The organism is Histidinibacterium lentulum (genome assembly GCF_003789055.1).
Taxonomy (GTDB): domain Bacteria; phylum Pseudomonadota; class Alphaproteobacteria; order Rhodobacterales; family Rhodobacteraceae; genus Oceanicola; species Oceanicola lentulus.
This window is the reverse complement of sequence record NZ_ML119088.1, coordinates 127,987-147,340: the sequence shown is the minus strand read 5'-3', so window position 1 is coordinate 147,340 and position 19,354 is coordinate 127,987. Positions and strand designations below refer to the sequence as shown.

Below are 19,354 nucleotides of genomic sequence, written 5' to 3'. Positions count from 1 at the left end.
GTCAGTTGCCGGCCCCGAGCTGCGTGACCGCCCCCACCGAGTTCAGCGTGCCGGTGAGCGCGCCGACCGCCTTGTTGAGCTGGACGATCGGCGCTTCGGTCACATAGACCAGATCGCCGTCGCGGATCGCGAAATCCCGCGCGAAGAAGAGCCCGTTGGGCCGCGTCAGGTCCAGCAGGTAGATGACCCGCTGGGTCCCGGTCAGCTCCTCGCCCACCAGCGCCTCGGCGATGTCCTCGGGCTCGTTGCGCAGCACGAACACGCCCGTCGGGTCCGCGAGGTTGGGGTTGAGACCGCCCACCTGGGCGATGGCCTCGATGGCGGAGATCGTCTGGGTCTCGAAGGGCACGCGCGACTGCGCGCCCGTCGCGCCCAGCGCGGTGAAGGACCGGGTGTCGGCCTCCACGAGGATCTTGTCGCCGCCGCGCAGGGCGATGTCGTTGTGCGGCGCATAGACATCCTCGAACCAGACCTGACCCGTATGGCCGCCCCGGGTGACCGTGACCCGCGCGATGTCGGGAGGCACCGGCGTGCCGCCCGCGCGGGCGAGCATCTGGCTCAGGGTCCGCGTGGGCCGCTCGATCGCGTAGATGCCCGGCGCACCCACGGCGCCCACGACCGACACGGTCGTGCCGTCGCCCGCAAGCCGCCGCACCTGCACCTGCGGGTCGGGCGTCTGGTCGCCGAGACGCTCGGTGATGATCTCGCGCACCCGTTCGGGCGTGTTGCCCGCGGCCCTGACCCGGCCCGCGTAGGGCACGAAGATGAAGCCGTCGCCGCCCACCTGCACCTCGTCGAGGATCGTGGCGTTCTGGCCCTGCGGCACGAGAAGACCCTCCGCCACGTTCTCCCAGATCGTCAGGCCCAGCGTGTCGCCGGGGGCGATCACGTCGGAGCCGAGCACGCCCGCGTTGAGGAAATCGGAGGTGAAGCCCAGCGCCGGCGCCACGGAGGCGATGGCGTTCACGCGGTCGGTGACCACGAGAACGAAGGCGTCGCCCTCGCGCAGGACGGACCCGTCGAAGATCTGTCCGCGGGTGGGTCCCGAGCGGGGCAGAAGGCTGCACCCGGCCACCAGGGATAGGACGGCCACGGCGATCGCGGCGCGCGCCATGCGGCTTGCGATGGATGTCACTGCGCGGTCTCCTCGACCTATGTCTGCCTCAAGTATTTTTTTTGAGATTAGCGGGTTGGCCCCAGCCTGCCTAGAGGTCAGGTCCGGAGCGAATCGGCCCTGTTGCGGGACTGCCGCGCGTACCAAGATGTTGCGGGCATCGGCGCGGGCATGACCACATGAGGCGGCGGGGCAGCAGTCCGCGAGGGGCGATGACACCCGCGCCGCCCGGGGCTAGGGTCGGCGCGCAGGCAAGGAGCAAAGCCCATGACCGTCACCCTCACCCAGATGGACTGGCCCGATTTCGGGGCTCCCGACGTGCCCGCGCCGGTCTCGCGGGCGGAGCTTGCGGCGCGTCTGGTGCTGATCCGCGCGGCGATGGCGGAGGCCGGGCTCGACGCGCTGGTGATCTACGGCGACCGGGAGCATTCCGCGAACCTCCTCTGGGCCTCGGGCTTCGATCCGCGCTTCGAGGAGGCGGTGATGGTGGTGCGCCCCGAGGGCGCGCCGCTCCTGATGGCCGGAAACGAGAGCCTCGACTGGACCGGCGCCTCTCCCGCGGTGGCGGCGGGGGATATCGAGGCGGTGCTCTGCGCCTCCTACTCGCTCCTGTCCCAGCCCCGGGACAGCGACCGGATCGAGGTCCTGCTCGACCGCGCGCTGGAGCGCGGCGGGCGGATCGGCACCGCGGGCTGGAAATACTGGACCGCGGAGGAAGTGGGCGATCCCGAGCACGCGCTCGAGATTCCCTCGGTGCTGGCGGACCTTCTGCGTGCGCGGGCAGGCGAAGTGGTGAACGCCACGGCGCTCTTCATGCATCCGGGCACGGGCCTGCGCAGCGTGGTGACGCTGGACGAGATCCCCCGGCTCGAATTCGCCAACCACATGGCGGCGGCTGCGCTCAGGCGGATGGTCTTCGCCCTGCGCGAGGGGATGACAGATTTCGCGGCGTTCGAGGCGGCGGGCGTTGGCGGCCTGCCCTTGGGCTGTCACGCCACCTTCGCGACCGGGGCGCGGCCCTTCGGCCTCTCGGGGCCGTCGGGCACGGTTCTGGAACGCGGGCGGCCCATCTCGTTCAACATCTGCCACTGGGGATCGAACATCTGCCGCGCGGGCTGGCTCGCCGAAGGCCCCGACGACCTGCCCGAGGCCGCGCGGGACTACCTCGACGCCTTCGTCGGCCCCTACCTCGAGGCCATGAGCCTCTGGTGCGGGCTGATGCGCCCCGGCGTGACGGGCGGAGAGGTGCAGGCGGCCATGGACCGGGCCCTGCCGGGTTTCGGCGTCGCGCTGAACCCGGGGCACCTGATCGGGACGGACGAATGGGTCTCCTCGCCCATCTTTCCGGGCTCCGACCTGCCGATCCGGTCCGGCATGGCGATGCAGATGGACGTGATCCCGGATCATCCTGTCTACGCCTCGACCCGGATGGAGGACGGCTATGTCATCGCCGACGCGGACCTGCGCGCGGCGCTGGAGGAGACGCATCCCCTCGTGGCCGCCCGCATCGAGCGGCGGCGCACCTTCATGGGCGGGATGGGGTTCGACCTGCCCGAAACCCTCCTGCCGCTGGCCGATACCTGCGGCGTGGTGGCGCCCTTCCTGCTGGCGCCGCGCCGGCTGGCCCGGCTCGCCTGACCGCTACTGCACCACGCTGAGCGGACGCTGACGCGGGCCGGCCTTGCCGGCCTTGAGCGCATCGTAGGGGTCTTCCTCGGCCAGCATCATGTCCACGACCTGCCGCAGGAGCTGCCGCCGGCCGACGCCGGAATAGAAGCTGCCAGCGACCTGGCTCGTCTCGAGGAGGAACCGCCGATAGTCCTTGTAGGCCCGCGCATCGGGCCGCAGGGGCTGGGCGAAGAACTCCGGCAGGGGCTGGGCGGAGACGAACTCGGGCTTCGAATAGACCGCACGCCCGAAGACCTTGAGCGGGATCGCCCGCCAGAGCACCTGCTGTGCCGCGGTGCTGTTGACGGTCACGGCGGTCCGGGCATGGTCCAGCAGCCGCGCGAGCTTGCCGCCGCGCACGTAATGCACCCGGCCCGTGACGCCATGCTCCCGCGCAAGGCGGCGGATGATCCGGCGCAGCGGCGCGCGGCCCGTTTCCAGCGGATGGGCCTTGAAGACGAGGTGATGATGCCGCGGCGCGCCTGTCGCGAAGCCCTTGACCACCAGCGCGACGAACTCCTCCATCCGGGTGAAGGGCGAATGGGCGCGGAAGCTCGCGTCATGCTCGAGCTGCATCAGGACGAGGTGATAGGGAAAGCCGCCGAGCCGGATCCGCGCGGTCGCCAGCATCCGGTCCAGCGCCACGAAGGGCATCAGGATCAGACGGCGGGTATAGAGCAGCGCCTCGGCCAGCACCGGCAGATCGCGGTGGCGGCGGAAGTTGCGGTATTCCAGAGAGCGGAACAGCAGGAACCAGTGATAGAGCGCGCCGTAGAGCATGTGGCTCTTCATGTCGCCCCAGCGCGCGGGAGGTTCCGGCACGTCGAGGTCCGACATCTCGAGCGCATGGCGCATCTCGCGGATGGTCATGTCCATCAGCCGCGAATGGCCGTTGGAGCCGCCCCTCTCGTAGGTGACCCAGTAGGGCCGCATGTAGCCTTCCTCGAAGACATGCACCGTCAGCCCGAGGTCGCGCGCGATGGCCACGGCCTCGGCATGGACGGGGCGCACATCGCCGTAGAGGGCGATGTCGGTGATCCCCTTCTCGGCGACGAGGCGGCGGAAGGTATCGGGCCAGGTCCCGGGGTCGTCGCGGAAGGGGATGTAGTTGTGAAAGGCGAACCAGAAGGCGCGGTCGCCGCCGTTGAAGCCCACGCGCCAGACCTCGGCCCCCGCCCGCTCGAGCATCACCCCGAGCCGGAAGAAGAAGGGCCCGTGCGGACCCTGCAGGAACAGAAATCGGCGCGCCTGTGGCATCGTCATGGGCTAGCGGCCTCTCGCAACGTGGAAAAGTCCTAAGGGAAGTGCGCGGCGAGATTGCGGCCATTTTCGCCTCATTGTCGGGCGTTGCGCATCGGCCGCCGGGGCTGTCCCGCCCCCTCTCCGCCTGCTAGAGCGACGGTCAGCACCGCAGAGGACAGGAGCGAAGGGCATGTTCACCGGGATCGTCACCGACATCGGCGAGATCGTCGCCACCGAGAAGCGCGGCGACCTGCGCGCGCGCATCGCCACGAGCTACGATCCGGCGAGCATCGCCGTGGGCGCCTCCATCGCCTGCGACGGGGTCTGCCTGACGGTGGTGGCCAAGGGCGCCGAGCCGGTCCCGTGGTTCGACGTCGACGTCTCGGCGGAGACGGTCTCGAAGAGCACCCTCGACGCCTGGACGGAGGGCCGGCAGGTGAACCTCGAGCGCGCGCTGCGCGTGGGCGACGAGCTGGGCGGGCATATCGTGTCGGGCCATGTGGACGGCGTGGCCGAGGTGCGCTCGGTGGCGGACGAGGGGGACAGCACGCGCATCGTCTTCCGCGCGCCCGCGGGCCTCGCGCGGTTCATCGCGCCGAAGGGATCGGTGGCGCTCGACGGCACGTCGCTGACGGTGAACGAGGTGGAGGGCGACACCTTCGGCGTGAACCTCATTCCCCATACGAAGGAGGTCACGACCTGGGGCCGCATCCGGGCGGGCGACCGCGTCAACCTGGAGATCGACACGCTCGCCCGCTACGTCGCCCGGCTGGCCGAGGCGGGCTGAGGGGCGGTTCGCCTGCGGGTTTCGGCGCCTTCGGCGCCGACCCGCCGGGGAGGCTCTGCCTCCCCAGACCCCTCCGGGATATTTCAGGCCAGAAAAGTGGGGGCGACAGGCGGGTGTCCCCGGGGCGGCGCGAGACCATGGCTCAGCCCCGCCCGCCCTCCTCCACCAGCCGCAGCGGGCTGCGGCCCTGCGCGGCGGTCTCCGCCAGCGCGCGGGCATAGTCCGCGGCGGTGGTGATCTTGTAGTTGCACTCCGCGCCCTCGACCAGCATCACGCCCATCCCGTCGGCGCGCGCCACCGCCACGTCGTCGGCGGCGCTGCCGTCGCCCCGGCGGTGCGCATCGAGCAGGCGCCGAAAGGCGAAACCCTGGGGCGTCTGGGCGCGCCAGAGCCCCTCGCGCGGGACCGAGGTCGTCGCGTGGCCGTTCTCCGTCTGCCAGAGCGCATCCACGAGCGGCAGCGCGGCGCAGGCGCCCTCGCAGCGGTCGAGCGCGTCGATCACCCCGTCGATCACCGCGGCGGGCACGAACGGCCGCGCCGCGTCGTGGATCAACACCCGGTCGGGCTGAGCGGGCGCCAGGGATTCAAGCCCCAGATGCACCGAATGGGCGCGGCTGCTGCCCCCGTCCTGGGGTGGCAGGACCCGCGGATCGCGGAGGCCCGCCAGCGCCTCGTCGTAAAGCGGGCGGTCCGCGGGATGGATCACCACGCGCACCGCGTCGATCCTGCGGATGCGCAGGAAGGCCTCCACCGACCGGCGCAGGGCGCAGGCGCCGTTGAGCGGGGCGTATTGCTTGGGGATCGCGCCGCCCATGCGGGTGCCGCGTCCCGCCGCCACGATCAGCGCGGCCACCCCCACCGGCTGGCGCAATTGGGACATGCCGTCAGTCACGTCGTGTCATCGCCCGTCCGGGTCCCCGATCTCCGGCGTGTAGAACCGGCCTACCACCTGCCGCATGCGGCCGGAGCGGAAGATCTCGGGCATGGTCCATTCCGGTTCCTCGCCGGCGAAGAGATCGAGAAAGGCGATGGCGAGGCCCGCGTCCCTCTCCGTGTTCTCCCTGAAGGTCCACCAGGTCCGAAGGTCCGACAGTTCCGCGCCCGGATGCTGCTCGCCATGGTAGTCGGTGGCGATGACGAGACCCCGCACGTTGAGGCAGAAGGCCACGTAGAGATAACCCTCGGGCCAGAAATAGGCGGGGTTCGAGCGGTCCGCGTCCTCGGGCAGGGCCTCCACCGTCACGGGTTTCTTCCGGATCAGCGTCTTCAGCATCAGCCCCGCGGCAAAGCCGACATAAGAGGGGTTGTCGGCGGAATTGGCGGGCTTCTGCGCGCGGAAGGCCTTCAGCCAGTCGGCGAAGACCTCGGCGAGGCAGATCTGGTCCACGCGGTAGCGGGTTCCGGTCTCGCGGGAGGTGCGCGCGATCTGGTCCTCGAAGGCGCCGATGAACCAGCGCATCCGCTGCGCGCTCTTGTGGAGCGGCGGATCGTCGTCCCGGTGGGCCATCTGTGTCGCCATGGAGAAAGCCTAGAGATCGCGCGAGAGGTTGTGAAGCTTGGCCGACAGGTCCCCCCGGTCGAGGGGTCCCGCCAGAACCTCCTCCCGCAGCGCCAGCGTCAGGGCGAAGGCGAGGCCGAGGAGCCGCTCCTCGGCGGGCAGGCTCTCGGCGCGGGCGGCCATCAGCCAGGCGAAGACGGTGAAGAGCGCGAGGTCCGCCTCCTCGCCGCCATGGCCCGCGATCTCCGACCAGGCCGGGGGCGGGCGCGTGGCCAGCATCTGCGCGCCGGGCCGGTCGCTGCGCGCCTCCGGCGAGACCTGCTGCAGCCGCATCGCGGTCAGCGTCTCGCTCACCGGCAGCCCGCTTTCGGGCCGGGTCTTGCGCAGCCGGTCGAGGGCGAAGACGAGCACGCGCGCGCAGGCCTGCGCGGCGGCGGCTTCGGTCTCTGTCCCCTCCACGAAGCGCGCGGCGCGGCGGATATCCTCGTGGTCGGCATGGGGCTGGGCGAACTGGGTGCCCGCCTCGCCGAAGCTCTCGAACACCCGGTGCACGCGCGAGCGCAGCGGCTCGGGCAGCAGGCGCGAGGGCTCGGCGGCCGCGGCGACGCTGGTCACGCCGCGCAGCAGGTCCCGGAGCGGCATGGCGAGCGTGCCGAGCCCCGGCAGGGCGCCATGGCCCGGCAGCGCGCCCTGGGGATCACGCCGCGACATGGGCCCGCGTCTTCGTCTGCGCCATGAACCGCCGCGTCGCCTCGAGGTCCCGCACGCCCGCCTGCGAGCCGAGGCCCGTGGCGTTCTGCGCCGAGGCCGCCTGCCCCTGCATGACGCACTCCACGTCAGACGCGCCCGGATGCGGGCCCGTGGCGACGCCCGCGTCGACACACTCGCCGCAGCCGCAGATGCCGACCAGGTCGATCCGGGTGCCCGCGCTCTCTCGATACATGGCTCCGTCCACCCCCGGGGTCAGGATCAGCGCCTTCGCGCCCTGTTCGGGCGGGAAGGCCATGATCTCCTCATAATCGGTGAGGATAATCGGTGAGGCCTGAGAGGGCCATCGCCTCGGTCCCGGGTGCCTTGAAAAAGTCGGTATGCCGCAGGAGCGGCCGGATGAGCGCCCACGGCGGGAGGACGGGAGATGTCCCCATCCCCCCGCGCGAACCGCGGGGCCGGCCCGGCGCCGCACCCATGATTGCCGAAATTTCGGGCAGAATTCCAAGGACCTGATCCGTGCGTCAACATGAGACTGGATTCCGCGCATGGATCGGGGGCAGGATCGGGCCGGAACTAACCCGGGCCCCTTGCAGACGTGAACGCCCCCACCGCCATCGACCTGAGGCGCCCGCCCCGCACACGCGGCGCGGGTCTCGTGACCGTCCGGCGGGCGGGACCCAACACGCGGCTCGCCGATCTCTACATGGACGGCTCGCTGAAGGTGCTCTTTCCCGGCCGGCCCGCCCCGGCGCTGGAGGCGGTGACGCTGAACACCTCGGGCGGGCTTACGGGCGGCGACCGGCTCCGCTTCACCGCCCATGCGGGGCCCGGCGCGGCGCTCGTGCTCTCCACCCAGGCCGCCGAGCGCGCCTATGGCTCGTCCGACCCCGACCCCGCGCGGGTCGAGACCCGCCTGACGGCGGAGGAGGGCGCGGTGCTGCACTGGCTGCCGCAGGAGACGATCCTCTACGAGGCCTGCGCCCTCGACCGCAGGCTCCGGGCCGATCTGGCGCCCGACGCGCGGTTCACCGGGCTCGAGACCCTGGTCTTCGGCCGCCGCGCCATGGGCGAGCGGCTGACCCGCGCCTCGCTCCACGACCGCTGGGACATCCGCCGCGACGGGCGGAGGCTCTTTGCCGACGGGCTGCGGCTCTCGGGCGACGTGGCAGCCCGGCTCGCCTCCCCCTTCGGCGCGCGCGGCGCGGGGGCGATGGCGACGCTGGTCCACGCCGCCCCCGACGCCGCCGCCCGCCTGCGCCAGGTCCGCGCCATGCTCCCCTTCCCCTCGGGCGCCGCGCTGCCGTCGGAGGGGCTTCTCGTCGTCCGGCTACTGGCCGAGGACGGCCACCTTTTGCGCGCCTCTCTCGTTCCGCTCGTCGAGCGGCTTACCCGTGCACCCGTTCCCAAAGTCTGGAGGCTCTGAGTCAAGATGCAGCTTACCCCCCGCGAGAAGGACAAGCTCCTCGTGGCGATGGCCGCAGAGGTGGCGCGCAAGCGCCGCGCCCGCGGCGTCCCGCTGAACCATCCCGAGGCGATCGCCCTGATCACCGAGGCCGTGGTCGAGGGTGCCCGCGACGGCCGGTCCGTGGCCGACCTGATGCAGGCCGGCGCGCAGGTGCTCACCCGGGCCGACGTCATGGAGGGCGTGGCGGAGATGATCCCGGAGGTGCAGGTCGAGGCGACCTTCCCCGATGGAACGAAACTGGTGACGGTCCATGAGCCCATTCGCTGACGGCGCCGCGGATATCGAGATGGTGACCCGGGCGGCCCTGACCGCGGCCCGCGCCCATGCAGGTCAGACGCGCAAGGGACGCGACCAGCTCCCCTACATCATGCACCCGCTCGAGGTGGCCCATCTGGTCGCGAGGGACGGGGCGACCGCCGATGCGGTGATCGCGGCGCTGCTGCATGACACGGTCGAGGACAGCGACCTGACCGCCTGCGAGATCGCGGTCGAATACGGCGACGAGGTCGCGGAGCTGGTGGCGGCGCTCACCGATGCGCCCGACTGGGCCGACCTGCCCCGGCCCGAGCGCAAGGCCCGGCAGGCCGCCCACATGCCCAAGGCCCCCGCCGAGGCCCGGCGCATCAAGATCGCGGACCAGCTGAGCAACCTCGGCGACATCGCCCGCGATCCCGGCGCCTGGTCGCGCGACCAGGCCGAAAGCTACATCGCCGGCGCCGAGGAGGTGGTCGATGCCTGCCGCGGCGTGTCGCCCCGGCTCGAGGCCGCCTTCGACGCGGTCGCCACCGAGGCGATGCAGAAGATCGGCTCGCACGCATGACGCCCGCCCGACACCGTGGACACAGCCTCGGTCCCGCCCAGCAGGAGAGACGACCATGATCCCCGGCGAAATCCTCACCGCCCCCGGCGACATCACCCTCAACGAGGGGCTGGAGCCGATCACGCTGATGGTGGCCAATACCGGCGACCGCCCGGTGCAGGTCGGCAGCCACTACCATTTCCACGAGACGAACCCCGCGCTCGACTTCGACCGGGAGGCGGCGCGGGGGATGCGGCTCGACATCGCGGCGGGCACCGCCGTGCGGTTCGAGCCGGGCCAGCGCCGGGAGGTGCAGCTGATCCCTCTGCGGGGCGCGCGAAAGGTGTTCGGCTTCAACGGCAGGGTCATGGGCCCGCTTGCGCTGGTTCTGGCGCTGCTCCTGCCGGCGCCCGGCGCAGAGGCCGCGGCGGCCGATGTCCTGTCGTCCGTGGCCGTCATCGACACGAAGCGGGGGCAGTAGCCCATGACCCCTGCCCGCCTGTCCGTTCCGGCCGGAAAGGACGCCGCGCCATGATGGGACCGGCCGACTACGTCCGGCTCTCGACGCTCTGGTGGCGGCTCGCCAGCGAGAGCCAGACCGTGATCGCCTACCGGCTGATCGACGCCGCGGGCCTGCGCGGGCGTCCCCCGTCCGAGCTTGCCCGCGCGATGGCCGAGAAGCCCGGCGCCTTCGTCGAGGCGACGCTGGCCGCCACGGGCGCCGCCATGGCCGGGCACCGACCCGACCAGATCGCCACCGCCGCGATGACCCGCCTTCAGGCCCATACCAGCGGCAACGCCGCCCGGCTGCGACGGGGTCGCGCGTGACTCCGCCCCGGCCCCCCGCCCCCTGATCCGCCCCCGAAAGGAGCCCCGCCCATGCCCGCCACGATCTCCCGCGCCGATTACGCCGCCATGTTCGGCCCCACCACGGGCGACAGGGTGCGCCTCGCCGACACCGACCTGATCATCGAGGTGGAGGCTGACCGCACCACCTACGGCGAGGAGGTGAAGTTCGGCGGCGGCAAGGTGATCCGCGACGGCATGGGCCAGAGCCAGGCCACCCGCGCCGAGGGCGCCATGGACACCGTCATCACCAACGCGCTGATCGTGGACGTGACCGGCATCTACAAGGCCGACGTGGGCCTGAAGGGCGGGCGCATCGCCGCCATCGGCAAGGCCGGCAACCCCGACATCCAGCCCGGCGTCGACATCGTCGTCGGCCCCGGGACCGAGGTGATCGCGGGCGAGGGCAAGATCCTGACGGCGGGGGGCTTCGACAGCCACATCCACTTCATCTGCCCGCAGCAGATCGACGACGCGCTGCATTCGGGACTGACGACGATGCTCGGCGGCGGCACCGGCCCCGCCCACGGCACGCTGGCGACCACCTGCACCCCCGGGCCCTGGCACATCGGCCGGATGATCCAGGCCGTGGACGGCGTGCCCATGAACATCGGTTTTGCCGGCAAGGGCAACGCCTCCCGCCCCGACGCCCTGCGCGAGCAGATCGAGGGCGGCGCCTGCGCGCTGAAACTGCACGAGGACTGGGGCACCACCCCAGCCGCCATCGACTGCTGCCTCTCGGTGGCCGACGAGATGGACGTGCAGGTGATGATCCACACCGACACGCTCAACGAATCGGGCTTCGTCGAGAACACCGTGGCGGCGATGAAGGGCCGGACCATCCACGCCTTCCACACCGAGGGCGCGGGCGGCGGCCATGCGCCGGACATCATCAAGATCTGCGGCCTCTCCCACGTCCTGCCCTCCTCCACCAACCCCACGCGGCCCTTCACGGTGAACACGATCGACGAGCATCTCGACATGCTCATGGTCTGCCACCACCTGTCGAAATCGATCCCCGAGGACGTGGCCTTCGCCGAAAGCCGCATCCGGCGCGAGACCATCGCCGCCGAGGACATCCTCCACGACATGGGCGCCTTCTCGATCATCGCCTCCGACAGCCAGGCCATGGGCCGCGTCGGGGAGGTGATCATCCGCACCTGGCAGACCGCCGACAAGATGAAGAAGCAGCGCGGCCCGCTCCCCGAGGAGACCGGCGACAACGACAACATGCGCGTGCGCCGCTACATCGCGAAATACACGATCAATCCCGCCCTCGCCCATGGCGTCGCCCACGAGATCGGCTCCATCGAGGTCGGCAAGCGCGCCGATCTGGTGCTGTGGTCCCCCGCCTTCTTCGGCGTGAAGCCCGAGATGGTGCTCATGGGCGGCACCATCGTGCTGGCGCAGATGGGCGATCCCAACGCCTCGATCCCCACGCCCCAGCCGGTGCATTCGCGCCCCATGTTCGGGGCCATGGGCCGCGCCGTGGAGCACTCCGCCGTGACCTTCGTCAGCCAGGCCGCCCACGACAGCGGCCTGCGCGAGAAACTGGGGATCGCGAAACAGACGCTCGCCGTGAGGAACATCCGCGAGGTGACCAAGGCCGATCTCATGCACAACACCGCGACGCCCGAGGTGGAGGTGAACCCCGAGACCTACGAGGTCCGCGCAGACGGCGTGCTGCTGACCTGCGAACCCGCAGAGGTCCTGCCCATGGCGCAGCGGTATTTCCTTTTCTAGCCCGCCCCGAGCGCCCAGTATCCACCCACATGCAACCCGGCCTTGCATCGACAGGAGGTGCCGCCATGACGCCCATGTTCTATCTGTCTTCCCAGGGGAGGAAACCGACCGACCGACCGATGGAGGTTTCCGATGGCCGATACGACGATGCACCACATGGCGCAGGCCGCGCGGCCGCGCCGCAACCTGTTCGAGACCTGGATGAACCGTCTCGCGCGCACCGACCAGATCGAGCGCCTGCAGGCGCTGAGCGACGCGGACCTGGCCCGCAAGGGCCTGCGGCGCGAGGATATCGTGCGCCACGTCTTCCGGGATCGCACCGCCTTCTGAGCGGAATCCTGGCCCTTGCCGCGGCGGCCCAGGCCGCCGCGCAGGAGGCCTGCCCGACCGCCGCCGACCTCGACGGCCGCGGCATCGTGATCGAGATGGACGACGGCACGTTCGAGACCGCGACCCGTCTCGGGCCCGACATCATCCGGGTGACAGGCTCCTATCCCGGCGACGCCGACGACGGCTACATCGTCGATCTGGCCCGGGGCCTCTACACGCTCGTCTACCTCGACATCTACGACGGGTCGCCCGATCCCTCCAGCCGGGCGACCTACAGCTTCGCCGACCCGGCGGCCGAGATGCCCGCGCCGGAGCCGGACAGCACCGTGACGCTCGACGTCATCGGCCTCGACAGCGGCGGCATCTTCACCGAGACCCAGACCTACAGCTTCGGGCCGGCCTATGACCTCGACATCGGCGGCTGCAGCTACGCGGCCATCGACGTCGAGGTGGTCTATGGCGACCTCGTGAACGAGGTGGAGGTCTACACGCTCCTCACCGACCTGTCGTTCAGCGTCCTGACGGCCTACGACGACGAATTCGGCCAGGACGCGTATCGTCCGGTGCGGATCTTCCTGCCATGACCGACCTGCCGCCCGCCCGCCGGGTGCTGAAGGCGGCCGAGGCCGCGGGCGCGCCCTGCCACGATTGCGTGACGCTGGACTATGACGCGCGGTTGCTGCGCCGCAGGCGCCTCGTGACCGTCCACGACGAAGGCTTTCTCGTCGACCTGCCGCACGCCACCTCGGTGAACCAGGGCGACCGGTTCCTTCTCGCCGACGGCCGCCAGATCGAGGTGATCGCGGCCGAGGAGGCGCTGCTGCAGGTCACCGCCCCCGCCGCCGCCCTGCCGCGCCTCGCCTGGCACATCGGCAACCGCCACACCCCGGCGGTGTTCGACCCCGGCGCCGTGACGCCCTCCGGCGCGGAGCTGCCGGCACGGATCCTGATCCGCCGCGACCCGGTACTGCGCCGGATGCTCGAAGGCCTCGGGGCCGAGGTGACCGAGGTCTCCGAGCCCTTCGCCCCCGAAGGCGGGGCCTACGGCACGGGCCGCACCATGGGACACAGCCACGGCCACGGGCATGACCACGGAGCCGCGCACCGGGATCATGGAGAGCACGGCCATGGACAATCTCCCGAGGGCCGCGACACGGGTCATCCCGGCCATGACCACGATCCGGACCGCGGCCCCCGGGGTCACCGTCACGCCCATGACAGCCCCTGAGCCCGACACCCTGCCCGGCGCGGGCCTCCGCCTGACGCAATGGCTCTCGCCCGCCTTTCCCACGGGCGGCTTCGCCTGGTCGCACGGGCTCGAACAGGCTGTCGCCGACGGGGCGGTGTCGGATGCGGAGAGCCTCGCCGACTGGGCCGAGGCGGTCCTGCGTCACGGCGCGGGCCAGTCCGACACGATCCTCCTCGCCGCCGCCCATCGCGCGCCCGACACCGCAGCCCTCGCCGATCTGGCGGACCTCGCCCTCGCCCTCGCGCCCTCGGCCGACCGCCGCGCCGAGACGCTGGAACAGGGCGCCGCCTTCGCCCGCACCCTGCGCGAGGTCTGGACCCTCGAGATCCCCGACATGGCCCTGCCCGTCGCCGTCGGCCGGGCGACGGCCCTCACGGGCGAGCCCCTGGCCCCCGCCGCGCGGCTCTACCTGCAGACGATGCTGACGACGCTCCTGCAGGCCGCCCAGCGGCTGATGCCGCTCGGACAGACGGGGGCCCAGCGGCTTCTCGCCCGGCTCACCGCGCTGGTCCCCGGCCATGTGGCCGCGACCCTGCCCCTGACGCCTGACGACATCGCCCTCTTCACCCCCGCCCTCGACGCCGCCGCCATGCGGGCCGAGACGCTCGAACCGCGGATCTTCCGCTCCTGACCGGCCTTCCCGTCCGACCCTCACCGGGAGTGGAGCGGCCCCACTCATCGCCCGCCAAGGAGACCCGACCATGACCTTCTCCCCCCACGGCCCGCTCCGCGTCGGCATCGGCGGCCCGGTCGGCGCCGGCAAGACCACGCTGACCGCCCGGCTGGCTCAGGCCCTGAAGGACCGCCTCAGCCTCGCCGTGATCACCAACGACATCTACACCCAGGAGGATGCCGAGGCGCTGATGCGCATGCAGATCCTCCCCGCCGACCGGGTGATGGGCGTGGAGACCGGCGGCTGCCCCCATACCGCGATCCGCGAGGACGCCTCGATCAACCTCGCCGCCGTCGAGCGGATGCGCGCGCGGCACCCCGATCTCGACCTGATCCTGATCGAGTCGGGCGGCGACAATCTCTCCGCCACCTTCTCCCCGGAACTGGCGGACGTGACGCTCTATGTCATCGACGTGGCGGCCGGCGAGGAGATCCCCCGCAAGGGCGGCCCCGCCATCACCCGCTCGGATCTCCTGGTGATCAACAAGACCGACCTCGCCCCCCATGTGGGCGCCTCGCTCGAGGTGATGGACCGCGACGCGAAACGGATGCGCGGCGACCGCCCCACGGTCTTCACCGCCCTGCGCCATGGCCGGGGGCTCGAGGACGTGATCGGGCACCTCGCCCGCATCGGCGGCCTGCCCCTCGCCGCCGAACCGATCCCCACGCACCCGTAGGCAGGGCCTCGGCCCGGCATCCCGGCCCCCGCGAGACCGCCCGCAAGGGCGGAAGAGCCGCCACGCCTCAGACCGCCTGCGGCAGCGCCTTCCCATCGGCCCAGGCCCGCGCGTTCCTGACCGCCACCATCCCCATGGCGATCCGCGTCTCCACCGTGGCCGAGCCCAGATGCGGCAGCAGGAAGCATCGCTCGCAGGCCCTCAGCCGCTCCGGCACGAAGGGCTCCTGCGCATAGACATCGAGCCCCGCCCCCGCGATGGCGCCGCTCTCCAGCGCCTCGATCAGCGCCGCCTCGTCCACGATCTCGCCCCGCGCGATGTTGACGAAGATCGACTCGGGTTTCATCGCCGCAAAGACCCCCGCGCCCACGACCCCCACGGTCTCCTTGCCGCCCGGCAGGCACACGACAAGGAAATCGACCCGCGCCGCCAGCTCCTCCAGCGTCTCCACCTTCCGGGCGGGAAACCCGGGATCCTTCGCGGACCGGTTCCAGTAGAGCACCTCCATCCCGAACCCGAGATGACCGCGCCGCGCCACCGCCTGCCCGATCCGGCCGAAGCCCGCGACCCCCAGCACCTTGCCCGACACGTCCGTCCCGAGCATCGTCTTCGGCCCGAAGCCCTTCCACTCCCCGGCCCGCACCAGCCGCTCGCCCTCGCTCGCCCGCCGCGCCGCGCCCAGCATCAGCAAGAGCCCGATATCGGCCGTGGCGTCCGTCAGCACGTCCGGCGTGTTCGAGACCGCCACGCCATGGGCGCGCGCGGCCTCCACGTCGATATGGTTGTAGCCCACCCCGACATTCGCCAGCACGCCGCAGCGGATCTCCCCCGCCGCCTCGAAGGCCGCGGCGGTGAACCTGTCCCCCAGCGTCGGCACGATGGCGTCATAGTCGCGCAGCGCCGCCGCCGCCGCCGCCTCGTCGAGCGGATCGCGCCCCACCGTCAGGTCGAATGTCTCGCGCAGGGCGTCGAGCACCGGCTCGAGCTGCTCCCGGGTGATCAGGCAGCGCTTCTTCAATGCAGTCTCTCCCCCTCGGGCACATCCCTGTCGGGGCCGATCAGCACGATCCCCCCGGCCTCCCCCGTCACGCCCAGCACCAGAACCTCCGACACCATGGGCCCGATCTGGCGCGGCGGAAAGTTGACCACCGCCAGCACCTGCCGACCCACGAGGGCCTCGGGCGTGTAATGCGCCGTGATCTGGGCGGAGCTCTTCTTCTCCCCGATCTCGGGCCCGAAATCGACCCAGAGCCGGATCGCGGGCTTTCTCGCCTCGGGAAAGGGCTCCGCGCGCGTCACCCGGCCCACCCGGATATCGACCTTGAGGAAGTCGTCGAAGCCGATCTCCGGCGCCCGCTCAGCCACGCCCCAGCTCCCGCGACCGCTCCGCCGCGGCATGGACCGCCCGCCGCAACAGCGCCGGAAAGCCGCTCTCCGCGTCCATCAGCACCTCGAGCGCCGCCTGGGTCGTCCCGTTCGGCGAGGTCACGTTGCGCCGCAGCTGCCCCGGGTCCTCCGCCGCATCCTCGGCGAGCTGGCCCGCGCCGCCCACCGTGGCCCGCGCCAGCGCCATGGCAAGCTCCGGGGACAGGCCTTCGGCCTCGCCGGCCGCGGCCAGCGTCTCGATCAGGTGAAAGACATAGGCCGGCCCCGAGCCCGAAACGGCGGTGACCGCGTCCATCTGCCCCTCGCCCTCGAGCCGGACCACCTGCCCCACCGCCTTCAGGAGCGCCTCGGCAAGATCGAGATGCCCCGCCCCCGCCGCGGCATTCCCCACGATGGCGGTGATCCCCCGCCCCACGGCCGCGGGCGTGTTGGGCATCGCCCGCACGACCGGCGTGCCGGGCCCGAAAGCGGCCTCGAAGCGCGCCAGCGGCGTGCCCGCCGCGACCGAGATCACCAGCGTGCCGCCCCCGCCGAAGCCCGCGGCTCCCGGCAGGGCCTCCTCCATCATCTGCGGCTTGACCGCCACCAGGAGCACCGCCGGCCGCTCCGGCAGATCGCCGCCGATCCCGACCCCACTGCCCCTGAGCCAGTCCGAGGGCGCGGGCTCGATCACATGCACCGCCTCCGGCGGCACGCCCCGGTCGAGCCAGCCCGCGAGCATGGCCGATCCCATCTTGCCGCAGCCCAGAAGCACGAGGCCGCGATCCGCGATATCCTGAAGTCCCGTCATGGGCGCACCATCCCCAAGGGCGCGGCAAAGCGCAACACCCCTCCGACCCGCGCCCGCGGAGACTCAGGCCGTCCCGTAGGCCTCGGCGATGGCCACCTCGATGGCGTCCTTGGGCGCCTTCTCGGCCCAGGTCACAAGCTGGAACGCGGGGTAGAAGCGTTCCGAGGCCATGACCGCCGCGCCGATCAGGGTGTCGATCTGCTCCGGCCCGGGCAGCTGCTCTCCGGAAAGGACGAGGCCGTAGCGCCAGACCATCATCTTCTGCTCGGCCCACCAGGTGAAGGCGCCCGACCACACCAGGTCGTTGGCGCGGTTCAGCACCTCGTAGAGCGCGGCCTCCCGGTGCTCGGGCGGCTCCATCTCGAAGGTGCAGATCAGCCGCAGCGTCTCGTCATAGGCCGACCAGGCCAGCGTGATCGAGTAGGTCCGCCACTGGCCCTCGACCGCCATGGCGATCTGGTCCTCGGCGATGCGGTCGAACTCCCAGTCGTGGTGCTCCGCGATATGCTCGCAGAGGTCGATCGGGTGGATGTCGTCGCTGGAAAACTGCTCGGTCAGGGCCATGCGGCTCGCCTCCTGTGAAACTAGCAGGGGGCTATAGGCAGCGCCCAACTCCTAGTTATCTGCTCAAGGGAGGCGGTCCATAGCCTGCCTCCTCACCATATATGGTGGACGCGGGCGGGTCGCGCTGTAAAGCGATTTCTTGTGGACAAGATGTGAATTTTCCCTGGCCCCCGCGGCACCGCTGGCCCATGGCCCCGCCCCGGTCTAGGTCTCGGACCAGTCCCGAACGGAGAGCCTGCCCATGAACATTGACCTCCTGAAGCGCCTGTGCGAAACCCCCGGCGTCCCCGGCCACGAGGAGCGCGTCCGCGCCCTGATCGAGACCGAGGTCGCGGGCCTCTTCGACCGGGTCGAGACCGACGTGATGGGCTCGCTCCACTGCGTCCGCCACGCCCGCACCGAGGGCGCGCCGCGCGTCATGGCGCTCTGCCACATGGACGAAATCGGCTTTCTCGTCAGCCATATCACCGACAAGGGCTTTCTCTACCTGCAGCCCGTGGGCGGCTTCGATCCGCGCAACCTCTTCTCGCGCCGGGTGCTTGTCTGCACCGAGGACGGCGATCTGAAGGCGGTGATGAACCCCGGCGGCAAGCCCGTCCACATCTCCTCCCCCGAGGACCGCAAGAAGGTGCCCGAGGTGGCCGACTTCTTCGTCGACACCGGCCTCGGCGCCGCGGCAAGGGAGAAGGTGAAGATCGGCGACTACGTGGTGATGGACGAGCCCTTCCTCGAGATGGGCGACAAGGTCGTCTCCAAGGCCCTCGACAACCGCATCGCCTGCTGGCTCGGCATCGAGAGCATCCGCGCCCTCGACAAGGACGCCGGCCGCGGCGCGGAACTCCACGTCGTCTTCACCAGCCAGGAGGAGGTCGGCCTGCGCGGCGCCCGCACCGCGGCCTACAGGGTGCGCCCCGACATCGGCATCGGCATCGACGTGACCCTCGCCTGCGACACGCCCGGCGTGCCCGAACAGGACCGCACCACCGAGCAGGGCCGCGGCTTCGGCCTCCACATCCGCGACGGCAGCTTCATCTCCGACAAGGGGCTGGTGACCGAGATCGAGGCCCTCGCCGCCGAGAAGGGCATCCCCTGCCAGCGCACCATGCTGCGCGCGGGCGGCCAGGACGGCGCGGCCGCGCAGCAGGCGGCGGCCGGCGCCCGCGCGATCGGCATCACCGTGGGCACGCGCTACATCCACACGGTGACCGAGATGGCCGACAAGACCGACCTCGCCGCCGCCCGCGACATCCTCTCGGCCTATTTCGCCAGCTTCGCCTGACCCTCCCGCGCGCCGCCCGGACGCGGCGCGCCCCCTCCGCCACTGCACGAAACGCAGCGCCGCCCGGGCAGGTGCGCAGGCCCCGACCTTGCGCACCTGCCCTGCTCTTTTCTGGCCGGAAATATCCCGGGGGGGACGGCGAAAGCCCCCCGCTTTCGCCGTGGGGGGCAGCGCCCCCCTTCCGCTCCGTCCCGCCACCGGCGGGGCGGAGCTCACACGGCGCGCGCCGCAGGCGCGCACCGCGGGATCACTTGCCTTCGAGCGCCGCGATCCGGGCCTTCAGCGCCTCGTTCTCCTCGCGCGCCTTCTGGGCCATGGCGCGCACCGCCTCGAATTCCTCGCGGGTCACGAGGTCGCGGTCGGCGAGGAACCGGTCGACCCAGCCCTTCATCGCCGTCTCGGCCTCTTCCCGTGCGCCCTGGGCCACGCCCATGGCATTGGTCATCAGTTGCGACAGATCGTCGAAAACCTTGCCCCGTGTCTGCATGTGTCAGCCTCCGGTCATGCTCCACTCCTATATGGTCCCCGCGGCCG

General features: G+C 71.3%; 24 protein-coding genes and 1 pseudogene. 14 read left to right on the top strand and 11 right to left on the bottom strand.

All coding sequences use genetic code 11. From position 1 onward, the window contains the following. Window position 1: 1 nt before the first annotated feature. Complete coding sequence (locus tag EAT49_RS15620; RefSeq protein WP_484132182.1) at window positions 2–1,135, bottom strand: polysaccharide biosynthesis/export family protein; 1,134 nt, start codon at window positions 1,133–1,135, stop codon at window positions 2–4. Window positions 1,136–1,381: 246 nt separating this feature from the next. Here EAT49_RS15620 and EAT49_RS15615 point away from each other — a divergent pair, with 246 nt between their 5' ends. Beyond that, window positions 1,382–2,752, top strand: a complete 1,371-nt coding sequence (locus EAT49_RS15615) for a M24 family metallopeptidase (RefSeq protein ID WP_123643225.1) — start codon at window positions 1,382–1,384, stop codon at window positions 2,750–2,752. Between the two features lie 3 nt (window positions 2,753–2,755). Here the strand turns inward: EAT49_RS15615 and EAT49_RS15610 are convergent, their stop codons facing one another. After that, window positions 2,756–4,045, bottom strand: a complete 1,290-nt coding sequence (locus EAT49_RS15610) for a capsule biosynthesis protein (protein WP_425459533.1) — start codon at window positions 4,043–4,045, stop codon at window positions 2,756–2,758. A 169-nt stretch (window positions 4,046–4,214) separates the two neighbouring features. Here EAT49_RS15610 and EAT49_RS15605 point away from each other — a divergent pair, with 169 nt between their 5' ends. Continuing rightward, window positions 4,215–4,811, top strand: a complete 597-nt coding sequence (locus tag EAT49_RS15605; protein ID WP_123643224.1) for a riboflavin synthase — start codon at window positions 4,215–4,217, stop codon at window positions 4,809–4,811. 142 nt (window positions 4,812–4,953) lie between these two features. Here the strand turns inward: EAT49_RS15605 and ispD are convergent, their stop codons facing one another. From ispD to EAT49_RS15585, 4 genes are read right to left on the bottom strand one after another with little or no spacing between them, the layout of a single operon-like run. Beyond that, window positions 4,954–5,703 (bottom strand): 2-C-methyl-D-erythritol 4-phosphate cytidylyltransferase, encoded by a 750-nt coding sequence (gene ispD, locus EAT49_RS15600; protein WP_221181471.1) that lies wholly within the window; start codon window positions 5,701–5,703, stop codon window positions 4,954–4,956. Between the two features lie 6 nt (window positions 5,704–5,709). Further along, entirely contained in the window at window positions 5,710–6,330 is a 621-nt protein-coding gene (locus EAT49_RS15595) for a hypothetical protein (RefSeq protein ID WP_123643222.1), read from the bottom strand. Between the two features lie 9 nt (window positions 6,331–6,339). Continuing rightward, a complete protein-coding gene (locus tag EAT49_RS15590) occupies window positions 6,340–7,020 on the bottom strand; it encodes a hypothetical protein (protein ID WP_123643221.1) in 681 nt (226 codons plus the stop codon). Beyond that, entirely contained in the window at window positions 7,007–7,315 is a 309-nt protein-coding gene (locus EAT49_RS15585; protein WP_123643220.1) for a hypothetical protein, read from the bottom strand. The genes EAT49_RS15590 and EAT49_RS15585 overlap by 14 nt, the downstream gene beginning before the upstream one ends. A 300-nt stretch (window positions 7,316–7,615) precedes the next feature. On the opposite strand from EAT49_RS15585, the gene EAT49_RS15580 reads away from it, so the two are divergent. The 11 genes and pseudogenes from EAT49_RS15580 to ureG all read left to right on the top strand — a co-directional run bounded on the left by EAT49_RS15580 (window position 7,616) and on the right by ureG (window position 14,801). Beyond that, window positions 7,616–8,443 (top strand): urease accessory protein UreD, encoded by an 828-nt coding sequence (locus tag EAT49_RS15580; RefSeq protein ID WP_246003878.1) that lies wholly within the window; start codon window positions 7,616–7,618, stop codon window positions 8,441–8,443. Window positions 8,444–8,449: 6 nt separating this feature from the next. After that, window positions 8,450–8,752 carry an urease subunit gamma gene (locus EAT49_RS15575; protein WP_123643219.1) on the top strand — a complete coding sequence of 101 codons (303 nt, stop codon included), beginning with the start codon at window positions 8,450–8,452 and terminating at the stop codon, window positions 8,750–8,752. Next, a complete protein-coding gene (locus tag EAT49_RS15570; RefSeq protein ID WP_123643218.1) occupies window positions 8,736–9,305 on the top strand; it encodes an HD domain-containing protein in 570 nt (189 codons plus the stop codon). Before EAT49_RS15575 ends, EAT49_RS15570 begins: the two co-directional genes overlap by 17 nt. A 55-nt stretch (window positions 9,306–9,360) precedes the next feature. Then, a pseudogene (locus EAT49_RS15565) lies at window positions 9,361–9,663 on the top strand (urease subunit beta); the annotation flags it as partial. Between the two features lie 152 nt (window positions 9,664–9,815). Then, entirely contained in the window at window positions 9,816–10,112 is a 297-nt protein-coding gene (locus EAT49_RS15560) for an antifreeze protein (RefSeq protein WP_123643216.1), read from the top strand. 51 nt (window positions 10,113–10,163) lie between these two features. After that, the gene (gene ureC / locus EAT49_RS15555) at window positions 10,164–11,873 is read left to right on the top strand and encodes an urease subunit alpha (RefSeq protein ID WP_123643215.1); all 1,710 of its coding nucleotides are present in this window, start codon (window positions 10,164–10,166) and stop codon (window positions 11,871–11,873) included. 132 nt (window positions 11,874–12,005) lie between these two features. After that, entirely contained in the window at window positions 12,006–12,203 is a 198-nt protein-coding gene (locus EAT49_RS15550) for a DUF1127 domain-containing protein (protein WP_246003877.1), read from the top strand. A 95-nt stretch (window positions 12,204–12,298) separates the two neighbouring features. After that, window positions 12,299–12,787: a hypothetical protein gene (locus EAT49_RS15545; RefSeq protein ID WP_185020778.1), complete on the top strand. Its 489-nt coding sequence runs from the start codon at window positions 12,299–12,301 to the stop codon at window positions 12,785–12,787. Then, window positions 12,784–13,431: an urease accessory protein UreE gene (locus EAT49_RS15540; protein ID WP_123643213.1), complete on the top strand. Its 648-nt coding sequence runs from the start codon at window positions 12,784–12,786 to the stop codon at window positions 13,429–13,431. Before EAT49_RS15545 ends, EAT49_RS15540 begins: the two co-directional genes overlap by 4 nt. Beyond that, window positions 13,373–14,083 carry an urease accessory protein UreF gene (locus EAT49_RS15535; RefSeq protein ID WP_246003876.1) on the top strand — a complete coding sequence of 237 codons (711 nt, stop codon included), beginning with the start codon at window positions 13,373–13,375 and terminating at the stop codon, window positions 14,081–14,083. Before EAT49_RS15540 ends, EAT49_RS15535 begins: the two co-directional genes overlap by 59 nt. A gap of 70 nt (window positions 14,084–14,153) precedes the next feature. Further along, window positions 14,154–14,801 carry an urease accessory protein UreG gene (gene ureG / locus EAT49_RS15530; RefSeq protein WP_123643211.1) on the top strand — a complete coding sequence of 216 codons (648 nt, stop codon included), beginning with the start codon at window positions 14,154–14,156 and terminating at the stop codon, window positions 14,799–14,801. A 67-nt stretch (window positions 14,802–14,868) separates the two neighbouring features. On the opposite strand, the gene EAT49_RS15525 is transcribed toward ureG, so the two are convergent. The 4 genes from EAT49_RS15525 to EAT49_RS15510 form a co-directional block, all read right to left on the bottom strand. Further along, the gene (locus EAT49_RS15525; protein WP_123643210.1) at window positions 14,869–15,819 is read right to left on the bottom strand and encodes a 2-hydroxyacid dehydrogenase; all 951 of its coding nucleotides are present in this window, start codon (window positions 15,817–15,819) and stop codon (window positions 14,869–14,871) included. Beyond that, window positions 15,816–16,166 (bottom strand): tRNA-binding protein, encoded by a 351-nt coding sequence (locus EAT49_RS15520; protein ID WP_246003875.1) that lies wholly within the window; start codon window positions 16,164–16,166, stop codon window positions 15,816–15,818. Before EAT49_RS15520 ends, EAT49_RS15525 begins: the two co-directional genes overlap by 4 nt. Continuing rightward, complete coding sequence (proC, locus tag EAT49_RS15515) at window positions 16,159–16,977, bottom strand: pyrroline-5-carboxylate reductase (protein ID WP_123643208.1); 819 nt, start codon at window positions 16,975–16,977, stop codon at window positions 16,159–16,161. Before proC ends, EAT49_RS15520 begins: the two co-directional genes overlap by 8 nt. 63 nt (window positions 16,978–17,040) lie before the next feature. Then, complete coding sequence (locus EAT49_RS15510; protein ID WP_123643207.1) at window positions 17,041–17,541, bottom strand: type III secretion system chaperone family protein; 501 nt, start codon at window positions 17,539–17,541, stop codon at window positions 17,041–17,043. Window positions 17,542–17,782: 241 nt separating this feature from the next. Between EAT49_RS15510 and EAT49_RS15505 the strand changes: the two genes are divergently transcribed. Next, on the top strand, window positions 17,783–18,820 hold the full coding sequence (locus tag EAT49_RS15505; RefSeq protein ID WP_123643206.1) for a M42 family metallopeptidase: 1,038 nt from the start codon (window positions 17,783–17,785) through the stop codon (window positions 18,818–18,820). 247 nt (window positions 18,821–19,067) lie between these two features. Here the strand turns inward: EAT49_RS15505 and EAT49_RS15500 are convergent, their stop codons facing one another. Then, window positions 19,068–19,307 (bottom strand): accessory factor UbiK family protein, encoded by a 240-nt coding sequence (locus tag EAT49_RS15500; RefSeq protein WP_123643205.1) that lies wholly within the window; start codon window positions 19,305–19,307, stop codon window positions 19,068–19,070. Window positions 19,308–19,354: the final 47 nt, after the last annotated feature.